Below are 14,244 nucleotides of genomic sequence, written 5' to 3' on the forward strand. Positions count from 1 at the left end.
ACGCCAAACGCCTTCGACCTCATTACAAGAGCTGGCCAAAAGGTCCGAGGTCGAAGTACGGACTTGGCGACCATATGGGTCCATCGTCCTCGGCCGATCCTTGCCTCTATATCAGGGTCGTCAATATCCAGCAGGATCGGTGTACCTGTTAGCTTCTTTAAGCGAAGCGCTCGGCCGAATGACCGGGGAAGTGGCTTGACAGCGATAATCAGGTCAGAGGACTCTGCGAGTCGAGATAGCTCGTCCTCGTCCGATTTCCGCCCGACCGTAAGGGCGACGCAGTCCCGCGAAAATGCAGAATTCGCAAGCGGTGGCCAGAAACGCTCCTCGACTGGGCCGACTACCACAGTCTTCCATCCGAGTTTTCGAGCGAGCATCCAAATCACATACGCTCGTCCTACCGAATTTCCGGACAGTTCGCTCACGAGTATCACAACTGAAGATGTTGTCTCGGGCACTGGCATTTGTTTTCTGACCTTTTCTATCGCCCACGACTAGCAAGCTCGTCACTCGATGGTCCGTGAATCACCGATATCGACGTTTCAAGTTTGACATGTCGTGTTCACAGACAGAGCCTTTGCCTATCCCGCCGAATGGGATGGAACTCCACAGCGATGGAGCGGATGGCCTCAGTCAATAGCGGAACAGTCACTCGGTCGCTGAATCTCGAGGCAGCCCTTTGAGCAGCTTCAGCCACCCGAGTCCGCGAAGCCGGATCCTCCAAGAGGGCCTGAATCGTACGCGCGAGAATTGCACTTTCATTCGGTGTTACCAGATATCCGGTCTCGCCGTGGTCGATTTGCTCACGGGGCCCGCCCTCGTCCCCGGCGATAACTACGAGACCGCCAAGCATTCCTTGATTGATCACTTGCCCGAACGGCTCAGGAGACGTAGACACAGAGACTAAGCAGTCCGCGTCGGCAATGAGCGCTTCGACGCGGTCGACGTGTCCTAGAAACTGAACTGGGCTTCGAAGCAAGCGAGCCTGCGTCTCAAGCATCGACGCGTAGCGCGGATCCGAATGCGCACTCGAGCCCGCAATCATTAGGCTGAAACGCCCGCTGTACCCAGCCACTTCGAGCTCGTGCAGCGCATCGAGCAACACGTGAATGCCCTTCCAAGGGTCGAGCCGGCTCAGAGTGAGGATCCGAAGGGGTTCACTAGGAGCCGAGTTGCGCTTCGTTGCAATCGACCCAGACACTGGATACGCGACACGCTTTGGATGTGAGTCGAATTTCGCCGGCAGCGTCGATAGCGTCCATTCGCTATTCGCGATGAATGCGTCAAACCTCGGGAGAACGAAGCCATTAAGCACCGCTAATTTCAGACGCGAATTTCGTTTCGGGTTGAGATCATCTCTCATGTAGTAGATACGGATGGTGCCTTTGGGCAGTCGAATGCTTGAGAGCACAACTGCCGCCTTGGGACTATTTGCGACGATGATGTTCGGGTCGAGCATTCTCAACCGCCCGGACAGACGCAGGCCCATCCCTAGAAACGCAAATTTGTGGGGGGACGCCGTGAGCACTTCCACCGGTATGCCTGCCGACGTTGCACCAGAAAACGCGGTACCCGGGCCCAACGAGATGAGTCTCGTCAGCTTGGCCTTGCACTGCACCAGGTAGCGGTTTAGTCCCATTTGCCCCCCGCCCGGCAACGCAGAGCTATCTACAAAGACGACGCGTGGCTCGTCTGATAATTCGTTCAAGGTGGAATCAAGTCCCTGCTGGCAGAAGTTCGATATGTCCCAGTTACTCTATGTCGCCACTTAAGGGTGAGGCACCGATGTCGACTTTCGAAGCGGCCGAACAGATACGACGAGACCTTTGTGCGGCACCTTGCCATCAGTCTCAACAACCTCCAGCGCGCATCCCAGCTCGATCAGTCCGAGCGAAAGAACGTGGCGCGTGAGCTGAAATAGTCCGCCAAGGGTCGCCGCTGCCACTGATCGAACCCAAAGGCTGACCCATTTTTGGCGGCGAAATACTAGAGTCGACACAGAATGCTGAGGGCCTGGGGGAGTTTGGCGTCGGTACGCCAGCAAGAACGCGCGATTGATCCTCAATGTTGGTGATTCACTGCGTACAACTGAGGATATATTTGCGAGGACCGAAAGTTCTGCGCACCCGACGGATCACACGGTCATGACGGCGAACTGAGGTTTTGTGACAACCAGTACTGAAAGCGCAACGGCGCGGCGGTCGAGAACTTGGCAGCGAGTGTACGCCCGGCGCCTGATCGTGACCGATCTTCTCGTAGTCGTTCTTGCCGTCTACGGCTCGCAATTGCTGTGGTTCGGACTTCGGCCCGTCGCCCTGGAACAGAAGTTTCAGATCGGAATCGGCTACAACTCTGTCTCGATCGCCATCACTCTTTTGTGGATGTTTGTCCTCAGCGCCTATGCCACACGGGACCTCAAGGTCATCGGCAGTGGAACTCTCGAGTATCGGCGCGTTGTCGACTCGACTATCCGCCTGTTCGGGATTTTCGCGATCGTCGCATTTCTTTTGAGGATTGATCTCGCGCGCGGCTACTTCCTGACCGCGCTGCCAATCGGGGTATTCCTTCTGCTCTGGACCCGATGGGCGTGGCGACAGTGGCTCCGCCGCGAACAGGCACGCGGCCTTCACGTTTCCCGCGCAATTGTCGTTGGCGAACGCGTCAAGTCGGAAAACGTCACTGCCACAATCCGGCGGGCGCAGGGTTCGGGAATTAACGTCGTCGGAGCGCTTACTCGTGACGGTTCGGTTGACAAGCCCTTCTTCGGAGGCGTTCCCGTCCTGGGTAAATACGCCGACATCCTCGTCGCCCTCGAAGAAGTACAGGCTGACACGGTTGTGCTCACGGGAGCAGATGAGATCAGCCACCTCGACATGCGTAAGCTCGGATGGGACCTCGAAGGCAAGGAAGTCACCCTCATCGTGGCGCCCGGACTTACGGGGGTGGCGGGGCCTCGAATTCATGCCCGACCGGTGTCCGGTCTTCCGCTAATTTACGTGGAGTACCCCGCATTCACCGGGGTTAAGCGTCTCTCGAAGCGAGCTTTCGATCTAGTCGGGGCCGGCTTGATCATCCTCATCTCTTCGCCCGTACTTATTGCTGTCGGAATCGCCATCAAAACTTCCAGTCCGGGCAGCATTCTTTACCGGCAGGAACGGATCGGACTTCAGGGAACCCCGTTCGGCATGTTGAAGTTCCGCTCGATGATCAAGGATGCGGACGACCAGCTGGAAAGTTTGCTTGACGCGCAGGGACGAAGCGCAGAGCCCTTGTTTAAGGTGATGAACGACCCTCGAATTACGCGGGTCGGAGGTTTTCTCCGACGTTCATCCCTCGATGAGTTCCCCCAACTGTTCAATGTACTCCTGGGCCACATGAGCCTCGTTGGCCCGCGTCCTCAGAGACAGGCCGAGGTGGCGCTGTACGACGACGCAGCCCACCGCAGGCTCATGATGAAACCGGGCATGAGCGGGCTCTGGCAAGTGAGCGGCCGGTCAAACCTCAGCTGGGATGACGCGATCCGGTTGGACTTGTATTACGTCGAGAACTGGTCAATGACCGGAGACATCATCATCCTGTGGCGAACGATTCGTGCCGTTGCGATGTCGGACGGCGCGGTCTAACTACTTCGTCGAGGGCTGGCAACCCGGCGAGGATAGCGTCACAGCCGTCGGATTGACCATCGGTGTCACGCGCGCGGATAGCGGACCGTAGTCGCCTTTTGTTCCAGCGAATGTCACAGTGAACGTCGCTGTCTGGCTGGCGAGCAGATCGACCTGAATATGAGCAACGGGTCGTCCGAGGTCGCGGGTTGAGCCGACAAGGTTCATGGCGAGCGCGCCACCGCCATCAGAAAAACTGGCATTGGTCGCCCCGGGCGGCCCATAAACATAAACCTGGGTCCGCGTCTTGACGGGCTTGAGGTAGACCTGCGAGCGCACGTAGGACGGAAGAGCCTTCTGCGCCGCTTCAGTAATGTTGGAATTGAGAACCACAACAGCGGTGAAAGTCGGATTGCCAGGGCTCTGGCACGCTGTGGACGTGAGCGCGGCCGAGGTGTTGAGGTAGTAGGACATCTTGGATGCCGAGTTGTCGTTGAAAAAGACGCCGATTTGCGTATTCACTTTGTTGGTAGTGTCCATGATCCCACCGAGCTGGATCGACGACAGGACTTTCTGTTCCTTCAGGTGATCGCTCCAGACCATCAATCGGTTTTCGGAAACCGAGCGTGTGAGCGCCGCTATGAGCTTGTTGGTATCAGGGGCAGAGGATGTGAGCGCCCCGAACACCGAAGCCGCAGCGCTAGCGAAGAAGGCGTTCTGCACCTTCACTCCCGAGTATTTGGCGTAAACCTCGGAGAGCAGGATCGGAACCGCCGTAGTGGAGGTCAAGCTCTCCCCCGATGGCAGCTTCAGAGGCCCGGTCGCAGTGAGCAGGTAGCTGAGTGCGACGGGGTCGAAAGACAGCACACCGTCGACCTTCTGGCCCGACTCGCGCAGCCAGAACGCTTGAGCGAGTTTCGCCGCGGTCGGGAAGTTCGGACGAAGCGTGACGTTGTTCGAGAACTGCAGTCCGTTTTGGCTGAACAGGTCGACCACCGTCGGGTCGAGCGGAATGGGAATCGGCAGATTCCTGGGAAAACTCTCGGTCGCCGGCTGAGCTCCTAGTGTGATCGAGCCATTGTCGACGTTCAAGATCGTCCAGGCGCTCGCTGCCCCGCCGAGGCTCGCTGCCTCAGCATTGTTCTGGAACAGCATGATGTAAGTGCGGGGTCCGCCGGCTCCCATCATCCGCGGAAGCAACTCGAGAGCGTTCCGCGCTGGACCAGTGATGCCTTTGGCCTTGACCAAGAGCCGATCGAGCTTGACTACAGCGTTCTTGACAACCGAGATAGACGTGCTGTCGTTGATCGAATCAACCGTTGAGGAGGCTGCGCCGACCACTTTATCGGCGGAGGTGATGATCGTTCCCGCTTTTGCCAAAGGCTCAAGGTTGATATGCCCGTCAACCGGTTTCAACGCATCGAGATTGAACGTCGACGCGAAGTCCACGGCAGGGTCAATCGCACCGACGGCGACGTCGTTGACCGCACCGGCGAGTTGTCGAACCACTGTGAGATTCTGTCCAAGCACCGGGACCAACTCGACCACTCGCCATATCGGGTCGCTCGTCATGGATACCGCGTTGGCGGTGTCCTTCTTGATCTTGCCTGCGTCGTCTTTTGCCCCAGCGAAGTCTCGTGCGGTCACCTTGGTCTGCAGATCCGCGATCAGGCTCTGCGCCGATTCGAGAGATTTCTTGGCCGAGAGCGCCCGAACCCCGACCCATGCGCCGACTCCGACTCCGACGATCAGAACGGCCGCCACGACGATAAGAGTCGTCCGACCCCGAGTGTTTTGCCGCCACAGTCCATGACGCCCAACGATATGGGAATGCTTGATCGGTACTCGTTTGTCATCTGCCACCGCACAAATGTACCGGAGGGCATCCTGAGAAAGCCCGTCCCGAGCACTGAGCGGACAATCGTGTTCAGGCAGCGGGCAGAATATAAGGGCTGCTGCGCGCCGCGCGCACCGTTTTCACTCGCACTGGGGGTCGGATCATGACCGAACGGATCTCCGTTGCGCTGTGCACGCACAACGGCGCCCGCTTCATCGAGGCCCAGCTGCGCAGCATCCTCGCCCAGTCGACCCCTCCCGATGAGATTGTGCTCTCCGACGATGCGTCGACGGATGACACGGTGGATGTCGCCATCGCGCTCGTGGGGTCAATCGCCCTCCCCCAGCTCGATTTCGTCGTGCTTCGCAACCCGAAGGCGCTCGGCGTCACCGCGAACTTCGAGAGCGCGATTCGGGCAACGACGGGGGAGCTCATCGTTCTGAGCGACCAGGACGACCTCTGGTATCCGGACCGCCTCTCCCGCGCCATCAAGGAGTTCGACGCACGCCCCGGTCTCGACTTCCTGTTCGCCGACGCCCGCCTCGTCGACGCCGAGGGTGTGGACCAGGGCCGCAACCTCTTCTCCGTACTCGAGGTGAGCGAGCAGGATCTCACCGCGCTGCATCGCGGCGACGGGTTCTCGGTGTTCATCAGGCGCAACATCGCGACGGGAGCAACCTCGATGTTCCGTCGCCGGCTGCTCGAGGTGGCCCTGCCGTTCCCCACCGGATGGGTGCACGACGAATGGCTTGCCGTCGTCGCCGCCACCGTCGGACAACTCGACTCGCTGAATGCCGCACTCATCGACTACCGGCAACACGCGTCGAATCAGATCGGCGTCGACTATCCGACCTTCCGGCGTAAGGTGCGGCGAGCGCTCGAGCCGCGCGGCGGACGGAACGACCGGCTCGCCACACAGTTCGCGCAGCTCGCGGAGCGGCTGGACAGCGTTCAGGACCGAGTGCTCCCGGAACGGCTGGCCCACGCGCGCACCAAGGCGGCGTTCGAAGCAATCCGTCAGGCACTGCCCGCGCAACGACGGCGCCGACTCTGGCGCGTGCTCGCGGCGGACCGGCGCGGCTGGTACTCCGAATACGCGAGCCAGGGTCGACTGGATATGGTGCGCGACCTGCTGCAGCCTCACGGAGAGTGACGGCATCCCTCTCGATAAGATGAACGGATGACTGACGCGAGGCCCGTGGGTCGACCACCGGCACGCCTCTCCGGCTTCGTCATCATCCTGGTCGCCACCGGGATTGCCGGCGTGATCTCGTACGTGGTGACGATTCTCGTGCCGAACCGCGTGGGCCCGGCGCTCTACGTGCCGTTCGCGGTCTTCTGGTCGTCGATCTATCTCGTCGTCGGGGCGCTCGGGGGCATCCAGCAGGAAGTGACCCGCGGAACGCATCCGGTCAGCGGCGACGGTCCATACCGGGTCAGTCGGGCGCGCAACTTCGGTCTCGTCGCCGGGCTTACGGTCTTAGCCCTCGTGCTTGCGACGGCGCCACTGTGGGTGCGAGCCGCGTTCCCCACCGAGGGCTGGGCTCTCGTGCCGCCGCTCGCGATCGGCACCTCATCCTTCGTCATGGTCGCCGTGCTCGCCGGCTCACTCTACGGAGTGTCGGCCTGGACGCCGATCGCGCTGATGATCACCGTTGACGCCCTGCTACGCCTCATCGGGTTGGCGATCGCCCTGGCGTTCACCACCGATGTCGTCGTGCTCGCGTGGGCGGTCGCGTTGCCGTTCCCCGTCACGCTCATCGTGCTCTGGCCGTTCATCCGCCCCTCGATAGTCGGACGCTCGCAATTGGATGTCGGCTATCGCGCCCTCACCTGGAACGTCGCACGAACCGTGGTGGCGGCTACGGCGACCGGCATCATGGTCAGCGGATTTCCCCTGATGCTCGGGCTCACCTCGCACTCGGTTCCGCGGGCGCTCCAGGGCATGTTCGTGCTCGCCATCACGCTCACCCGGGCCCCGCTGATCGTTGTCGCGATGTCGCTGCAGAGCTACCTGGTGGTGCAGTTCCGCAATCACTCCGAGCGCTTCTGGCGCCAGTTCCTACGTCTCCTCGGCATCGTCGCTGCGGGCGGAGCGGTGCTGGCCTTTGGCGGGTGGCTGCTCGGTCCGGCGATCTATGGGCTGATCTCACCGACTGGGCCACAGCCCGACGGCCCCTTCTTTGCGATCCTGGTGGCGTCATCCGCCCTCGTTGCGGCGCTCTGCATCACCGCCCCCGCGGTTCTCGCGAGGTCGCAGCATCTCGTCTACACGGCGGGATGGGTTGCCGGGGCGGTCGTCACCGTCGCCGCGCTTCTTCTTCCGCTGGATTTCGCCACGCGAACGATCTGTGCGCTCGTCGCCGGTCCGATCGTCGGGCTGCTCGTGCACGGCACATATCTCGTGTCGGCGGGATTGCGGGAGCGGCGCGCGCGCTGAGCTGCATCCGTCTGCATCCCCCAGCGGCACTTCGGCAGCTCGCCCGCTGCGCGAGGTGAGGACGACGGGCAGCTAGGAGTTCTTCGGGGCTTTCTCGTCCACCTGGACGACTTCGAGCACCGGAGCGGCGTGGCCGGTGAGGTGTTTCTCCAGCTCACCGATGCGGATCTCCTGCAGCGCTGAGGTCTCCGCCAGGGAACGAGTTTTCGCCTCGAGCTCGGTCAATTCCGCACTGTGTTGGATGCAGACCAGGAACAGGACGGCGACGCTGACGAAAAAAACCAGATTGATCGGCACGGCAACCCCGACGAGGCCGGCAGCCCAAATGAGGGTGGAGGGAAACACGCCTGCGATGAGGGCGAGCACACCCGCGACGAGCCACCAGACCGCGTGGCGTTCCCGAAGGCGCCGCCTCCGCAGCATCTCGATGACGACCCCGAGGGTGATGAGCGCGGACACGACACCCAGGATGTAGCTTGCGACGGTCATGAGACAGCCACCTCCTGGAGCTTCACTGGAGGGCGGATGATGGCAAACATCAGCGCAAGCACCGCACGCGCCAGATACGCGGCGGCCTTCACCGGATTGTGAGACGGACGACCGCCGGCCCGCTCGCGCATAGCCACGGGCACCTGAACGATGACGATCTTCGCTCGGGCCGCAATCACCAGGGACTCGATCGTGTCGCCGAGGTACTCGGCCGGATAGTGCTCAGCGAAGAGTCGGACGGCCCGCGGGCCGCTCATCTTGAAACCAGATGTCGTGTCGGTGAGCGTGGTCCGAGCTGTGCGGCTGAGGAACTTGGAGAGCAACACCATCGCCCAGCGACGCGGACCCTTCACCGTGTACTCACCCTCGCCGGCGAATCGAGCGCCGATGACGAGGTCGGCAGTGTCGAGCTGGGCGAGGAGGGCAATCACTCCGGCCGGATCGTGCTGGCCGTCGGCATCCACCTGCACCACATTGTCGAACCCATTCTCGAGGGCATAGCGGAACCCCACACGCATGGCTCCGCCTACTCCGAGGTTGAACGGCAGGCGCGCGACTATGGCACCGGCGGCGAGAGCCTCGCTCGTCGTGCCGTCGCTCGATCCGTCATTCACGACGAGACACGTGATGCCGGGCAGCTTCTCGAACACCTCGAGAACGACGTTTCTGACCGACTCTTCTTCGTTGAACGCCGGCATGACCACAAGCGTTTTTTCGAGGGAGTTGACCATAGAGAGATAGTACCAATCAGCCCGGGGGCTACTTCTTGCGCAACGCCTCGAGGTTCTCGAGGTACCAGTCGTAAGTGTTCGCTACACCGTCGCGGAGCCCGGTCGTCGCCGCCCACCCGAGTTCGCGAAGCCGGGTGACATCGAGGAGCTTCTGCGGTGTGCCGTCCGGCTTCGACGTGTCCTGTGTGAGCTCGCCCCGGTACCCGACCGTTTCCGCGACCATCGTGGCGAGTTCGCGGATCGAGAGATCCTCGCCAACGCCGACGTTGATGGTCTGCGGATCGTCGTAGTTCTCGAGGAGGAACAGGCTCGCCTTCGCGAGGTCATCCACATGGAGGAATTCACGACGCGGAGTACCTGAGCCCCAGATCACGACCTCGGCGTCGTCATTGACCTTCGCCTCGTGGATGCGACGAAGGAGCGCCGGAAGCACGTGCGAGTGCTCGGGGTGGAAGTTGTCGCCCGGTCCGTAGAGGTTCGTCGGCATGGCCGAGATCCAGTGGCGGCCGTACTGCTTGCGAGAGGCCTGCACCTGCATGATGCCGGCGATCTTCGCGATGGCGTAGGCGTCGTTGGTGGGCTCGAGCACACCTGTCAGCAGGGACGACTCCTTGATCGGCTGCTCGGCGTACTTGGGGTAGATACAGGACGAGCCGAGGAACAGCAGGCGGTCCACGTCGATGTCGTTGGCAGCATCCATCACGTTGACCTGGATCTGCAGGTTGTCGCTGAGGAAGTCGGCGCTGAAGGTGTCGTTGGCCTGGATACCGCCCACCCGTGCAGCGGCGTCGATGACGACATCCGGCTGGTTCTCGCGCATGAAGTCGAAGACACCGGCGCGGTCGCGCAGGTCGAGCTCGGCGGATGTCGCGCCGATGATGTCGGTGAAGCCTTCAGCTTTGAGATGGCGCCAGATCGCGGACCCGACGAGGCCGCGATGACCGGCGATGTAAATGCGGGACGATCTGTCCACGGTCCTCCGATAGTGCAATCTCGTTATACTCACCTTGCGCATCGCGCCTGTGGGAAAAACGTTCCTTCGCCGCCCGAACACTCAGGGTGCAGCGCTTTTTCGTCTCACCGATCTTAGCAATCCTGAAAGTGAGAGACATGTCCGACCCTGAGGTCCTCGTTGTGCTGCCGACTCTCGGCGATCGACTGGACACACTCAAGATTACTCTCGACTCGGTAAACGAGCAGCGCAAAGACCTCGGGGTTACCCTTGTCGTCGTGGCGCCTCCCGGAGCCACCGCCGCCCGCGAACTGGCCGCGTCTATGGGCGCCGTCATTGTCGACGATCCCAAGGAAGGCATCTCGGCGGCCATCAACTACGGACTCGCTGCCCGCACAACGGAGAAGTACTACGCGTGGGTCGGCGACGATGACCTGTTCCGTCCGGAGGGACTCGTTACACTCCGTACCGTTCTCGAGGCGACGCCCGGCGCTGTCCTGGCTTTCGGCGGATGCGACTACATCGACCCCGAGGGACGCACCATCACGGTGAGCAACGCCGGCCGCCTCGCCACCTTCCTTCTCCCGTGGGGGCCGGACCTTATCCCGCACCCCGGCACGATGATCACACTCGATGCTCTCGAGGAGATCGGCGGATTCGACCGCGAGCTCAGATTCGCCATGGACCTGGATGCGTTCCTCAAGCTCCGCAAGCACGGGTCGTTCGTCTGGACTCGCCGTTCGGTCTCGGCGTTCCGCTGGCACGCGGAATCTCTCACGGTCGCGAATCGCCTGAGTTCCAGCCGCGAAGCCGAGTCTGTGAAGCGCCGCCACCTCCCCGCGATCCTCCGCCCGGTGAGCGGCCTGTGGCATCGACCGATCCGCTGGGCGTCCGCCGTAGCGGCCGGCCGGGTCAACGCTCAGGCGCGCGCGCTGCGGTAGCGGTCGACCCCGCGCCGCTGCGCTAGGCTGTTGGAGTTTTGAAGCGACCCTGCCCTGGCCTCAGTGCCGTGCAGCCCACCGTTACCCATCGGAGTGAAGTGAATGACTGAGACCACGGCGAAAAAAGCCATCATCACCGGAATCACCGGACAGGATGGCAGCTACCTCGCCGAACTCCTGCTCGGCAAGGGCTACGAAGTCCACGGTCTGATTCGTCGGTCCTCCACCTTCAATACCGACCGCATCGACCACATCTATCAGGACCCGCACACCCCGCATCCCAATCTCTTCCTTCACTACTCCGACCTGAGTGACGGATCGCGACTCGTCACCCTGCTCAACGAGATCCAGCCCGACGAGGTCTACAACCTCGCCGCGCAATCCCACGTGCGCGTGAGCTTCGACGAGCCCGAGTACACGGGAGACGTGACTGGCCTCGGCACTATTCGCCTCCTCGAAGCGATCCGGGCCATCGGGCTCCAGACCCGCTTCTACCAGGCGTCGAGCTCCGAGATGTTCGGCGCCACCCCGCCACCGCAGAACGAGGGCACCCCGTTCTACCCGCGCAGCCCCTACGGTGTCGCGAAGCTCTACTCCTACTGGATCACCCGAAACTACCGCGAGGCCTACGGTCTCTTCGCATCCAACGGCATCCTCTTCAACCACGAGTCCCCTCGCCGTGGCGACACGTTCGTCACTCGCAAGATCACCCGCGCGGTGGCCCGGATCGCCGCCGGCGAGCAGACCGAGCTCTACATGGGAAACCTCGACTCCGTGCGCGACTGGGGCTATGCACCGGAATACGTCGAAGCCATGTGGCGGATGCTGCAGCACGACACACCCGGAGACTTCGTCGTGGCGACCAACACCGCATACACGGTCAAGGACTTTCTGCAGCTCTCGTTCGAGCACGTTGGGCTCGACTGGGAGAAGTACGTCAAGTTCGATGAGCGCTACCTGCGCCCGACCGAGGTCGACTCGCTGATCGGTGACTACTCGAAGGCTGAACGCGAGCTCGGCTGGACTCCCACCATCCTCACGCCCCGTCTCGCACAGATCATGGTCGACTCCGACATCAAGGCACTCGAACTCGGTGGATCGCGTCACGTGGACGCTGTCCAGACCGTCTGATCCTGTGCTCGATGTAGCGCTGTCGATGCTCACTCTCGTTCCAGGAGGCATGGGCGGAAGCGAGACCTACGCGCGAGAGCTCACCCGGCAGTTGGCGACGGTCGACGAGGTCTCGGCCACCGCCTGGGTGCCATCGACGGCGCGGGGCTTCAGCGAGGGCATCGCGGAGCGCGTGATTGCGCAGGTGCACGGCGGCCCGACAACGCTCGACCGCCTGCGGGCGCTGACAACGGCGACGGTCTTCGCCCGATCGATTCGCCGCGAACTGGCTTCCGCGCGCGTCGTCCACTATCCGTTCACCGTGGGGGCTCCGAAGCCGTCGAAAGACCAGGCTTTCGTACAGACCCTCCTCGATGTGCAGCACCTTGACCTCCCCCAACTCTTCTCCCGACCGGAGCTCGCCTATCGCCGCCACTACTACGAGGGAGCGGCCCGGCGTGCCGACGCGGTCATCACGATCAGCGAGTTCGCCAAGACCCGCATGGTGGAGCTGCTCGGACTCGACCCGGCGAAGATCCACGTCGCCCACCTCGCCGTCGATACCCGGCAGTTCACTCCGAACCTCGGGCCGCGTGAGGGGTTCGTGCTCTACCCGGCGCGCGGCTGGCAGCACAAGAACCATGCGCGACTCGTCGAGGCCATGCGCCTGGTGCGTGCTGAGCGCCCCGACATCCGCCTCGTGCTTACCGGTGGTGCGCTCGACCAGCTCGGCGAGCTTCCGGACTGGGTCGAGCGACGCGGCCTCGTCAGCACGGACGAGCTGAAGAACCTGTACCGGTCAGCCGCAGTGCTCGCCTTCCCGAGCCTGTATGAGGGTTTCGGGCTTCCCCCGCTCGAGGCCATGGCGTCCGGGTGCCCGGTTGCGGCATCGAATGCAGGTTCCATCCCCGAGGTGTGCGGCGACGCCGCCGTGCTCTTCGACCCTGAGGATCCGGAAGCGATCGCCGCCGGCATCCTCGATGCCCTCGTACGAGCACCGGAGCTGACGCGTCGTGGGCTCGACCAGGTGCAGGACTTCACCTGGGAGAAGTGCCGCGACGTTCACGTCGACGTCTATCGGAGGGTCGCATGACCATCGCGGAATCCGTGACTCGCCAGCGATCCCTCGTCACCGGGGCGAACGGTCAAGACGGGGTCTACCTTGTGGAGAAGCTGCTCGCCCGGGGGGACGAGGTCCACGGCATGTGCCACTCCCATGCGGGGGCCGCGCTCCTCGCCGAACGCTTCCCCTCGGCGACGGCCCATGTGGCCGATCTCGGGGACGCCACCGGCATCCGCGAACTCGTCGACGCGACGGAACCGACCCGGGTGTTCAACCTCGCCGGCAACACCTCGGTAGCCCGCTCGTGGGAGTTCCCGGCCGAGGCAGCCGATGTGCTCGGGGTGGGACCCATCCGTCTTCTCGAGGCGTCCTGGAATCTCTCGCAGCGCACGGGGCGGCCGGTGCGGATGCTGCAGGCGTCGAGCGCAGAGATCTTCGGCGACGCGACCGAGGTGCCACAGACCGAGCGCACGCCGCTCGTGCCGGTGACCCCGTACGGTGCGGCAAAGATGTTCGCCCATGAGATGGCGGGCGTCTACCGCGCGCGCGGGATGTTCGTGAGCTCGGCGGTGCTCTACAACCACGAATCCCCGCGGCGTCCAGACTCGTTCGTCGCCCGGAAGATCGCGATGGCCGTCGCACGGATCGCGCTCGGTCGCCAGGAGACCATCACGCTCGGCAACATCGACGTGCACCGGGACTGGGGCTACGCACCGGACTTTGTCGACGCGATGATCCGGATCATCTCGCAGCCGACCAGCGACGACTTCATCGTCGCGACCGGTGTGTCGCACTCGGTGCGCGAGTTCGTCTCCGAGGCCTTCGCCGTCGCCGGTGTCACCGACTGGGAAGATCGCGTGATCATCGATCCAGCGCTCTACCGACCGGCAGACCCAAAACAACTGGTCGGCGACCCCACAAAGCTGCGTTCGATCGGCTGGGAGCCGAGCGTCTCGTTCCACGAGCTGGTCGGCATCATGATTGCGGCTGAGCTCGAGCAGCTGTCGTGATGATGGGTGAGGCTCAGTGAGTAAAATCCGCGTGCAGTCAACGGCGCCTCGACTGCGAGCGATCTGGAC

The 14,244-nt window shown here is 62.6% G+C and carries 12 protein-coding genes; 7 read left to right on the forward strand and 5 right to left on the reverse strand.

Features of this window, described 5'->3' with window-relative positions; genetic code table 11:
• Positions 1 to 562: 562 nt before the first annotated feature.
• Positions 563 to 1,534, reverse strand: a complete 972-nt coding sequence (locus IV501_RS02280) for a glycosyltransferase family 4 protein (protein ID WP_200554782.1) — start codon at positions 1,532 to 1,534, stop codon at positions 563 to 565.
• Positions 1,535 to 2,240: 706 nt separating this feature from the next.
• Here IV501_RS02280 and IV501_RS02285 point away from each other — a divergent pair.
• Positions 2,241 to 3,623 carry a sugar transferase gene (locus IV501_RS02285; protein ID WP_307812137.1) on the forward strand — a complete coding sequence of 461 codons (1,383 nt, stop codon included), beginning with the start codon at positions 2,241 to 2,243 and terminating at the stop codon, positions 3,621 to 3,623.
• On the opposite strand, the gene IV501_RS02290 is transcribed toward IV501_RS02285, so the two are convergent.
• Entirely contained in the window at positions 3,624 to 5,366 is a 1,743-nt protein-coding gene (locus tag IV501_RS02290; RefSeq protein ID WP_200554784.1) for a DUF4012 domain-containing protein, read from the reverse strand.
• Positions 5,367 to 5,602: 236 nt separating this feature from the next.
• Between IV501_RS02290 and IV501_RS02295 the strand changes: the two genes are divergently transcribed.
• Positions 5,603 to 6,592, forward strand: a complete 990-nt coding sequence (locus tag IV501_RS02295; protein WP_200554785.1) for a glycosyltransferase family 2 protein — start codon at positions 5,603 to 5,605, stop codon at positions 6,590 to 6,592.
• A gap of 27 nt (positions 6,593 to 6,619) precedes the next feature.
• Positions 6,620 to 7,879, forward strand: a complete 1,260-nt coding sequence (locus IV501_RS02300) for a hypothetical protein (RefSeq protein WP_200554786.1) — start codon at positions 6,620 to 6,622, stop codon at positions 7,877 to 7,879.
• A 72-nt stretch (positions 7,880 to 7,951) separates the two neighbouring features.
• On the opposite strand, the gene IV501_RS02305 is transcribed toward IV501_RS02300, so the two are convergent.
• Genes IV501_RS02305 through IV501_RS02315 form a run of 3 tightly spaced genes read right to left on the reverse strand, consistent with a single transcriptional unit; the run spans position 7,952 to position 10,072 of the window.
• A complete protein-coding gene (locus IV501_RS02305) occupies positions 7,952 to 8,368 on the reverse strand; it encodes a DUF2304 domain-containing protein (RefSeq protein ID WP_200554787.1) in 417 nt (138 codons plus the stop codon).
• Positions 8,365 to 9,099 (reverse strand): glycosyltransferase family 2 protein, encoded by a 735-nt coding sequence (locus IV501_RS02310; protein WP_200554788.1) that lies wholly within the window; start codon positions 9,097 to 9,099, stop codon positions 8,365 to 8,367. Before IV501_RS02310 ends, IV501_RS02305 begins: the two co-directional genes overlap by 4 nt.
• Before the next feature lie 28 nt (positions 9,100 to 9,127).
• Positions 9,128 to 10,072, reverse strand: a complete 945-nt coding sequence (locus IV501_RS02315; RefSeq protein WP_372430735.1) for a GDP-L-fucose synthase family protein — start codon at positions 10,070 to 10,072, stop codon at positions 9,128 to 9,130.
• Between the two features lie 137 nt (positions 10,073 to 10,209).
• Here IV501_RS02315 and IV501_RS02320 point away from each other — a divergent pair, with 137 nt between their 5' ends.
• From IV501_RS02320 to IV501_RS02335, 4 genes are all read left to right on the forward strand, one after another.
• Positions 10,210 to 10,992: a glycosyltransferase gene (locus IV501_RS02320; RefSeq protein ID WP_200554790.1), complete on the forward strand. Its 783-nt coding sequence runs from the start codon at positions 10,210 to 10,212 to the stop codon at positions 10,990 to 10,992.
• A 102-nt stretch (positions 10,993 to 11,094) separates the two neighbouring features.
• Positions 11,095 to 12,123 carry a GDP-mannose 4,6-dehydratase gene (gmd, locus tag IV501_RS02325; RefSeq protein ID WP_200554791.1) on the forward strand — a complete coding sequence of 343 codons (1,029 nt, stop codon included), beginning with the start codon at positions 11,095 to 11,097 and terminating at the stop codon, positions 12,121 to 12,123.
• Between the two features lie 4 nt (positions 12,124 to 12,127).
• A complete protein-coding gene (locus tag IV501_RS02330) occupies positions 12,128 to 13,195 on the forward strand; it encodes a glycosyltransferase family 4 protein (RefSeq protein ID WP_200554792.1) in 1,068 nt (355 codons plus the stop codon).
• Complete coding sequence (locus IV501_RS02335) at positions 13,192 to 14,175, forward strand: GDP-mannose 4,6-dehydratase (protein ID WP_234698097.1); 984 nt, start codon at positions 13,192 to 13,194, stop codon at positions 14,173 to 14,175. The genes IV501_RS02330 and IV501_RS02335 overlap by 4 nt, the downstream gene beginning before the upstream one ends.
• The last annotated feature ends 69 nt before the right edge of the window (positions 14,176 to 14,244 follow it).

Origin of the sequence: Lacisediminihabitans changchengi (genome assembly GCF_016634425.1) — a bacterium.
Lineage (GTDB): Bacteria > Actinomycetota > Actinomycetes > Actinomycetales > Microbacteriaceae > Lacisediminihabitans > Lacisediminihabitans changchengi.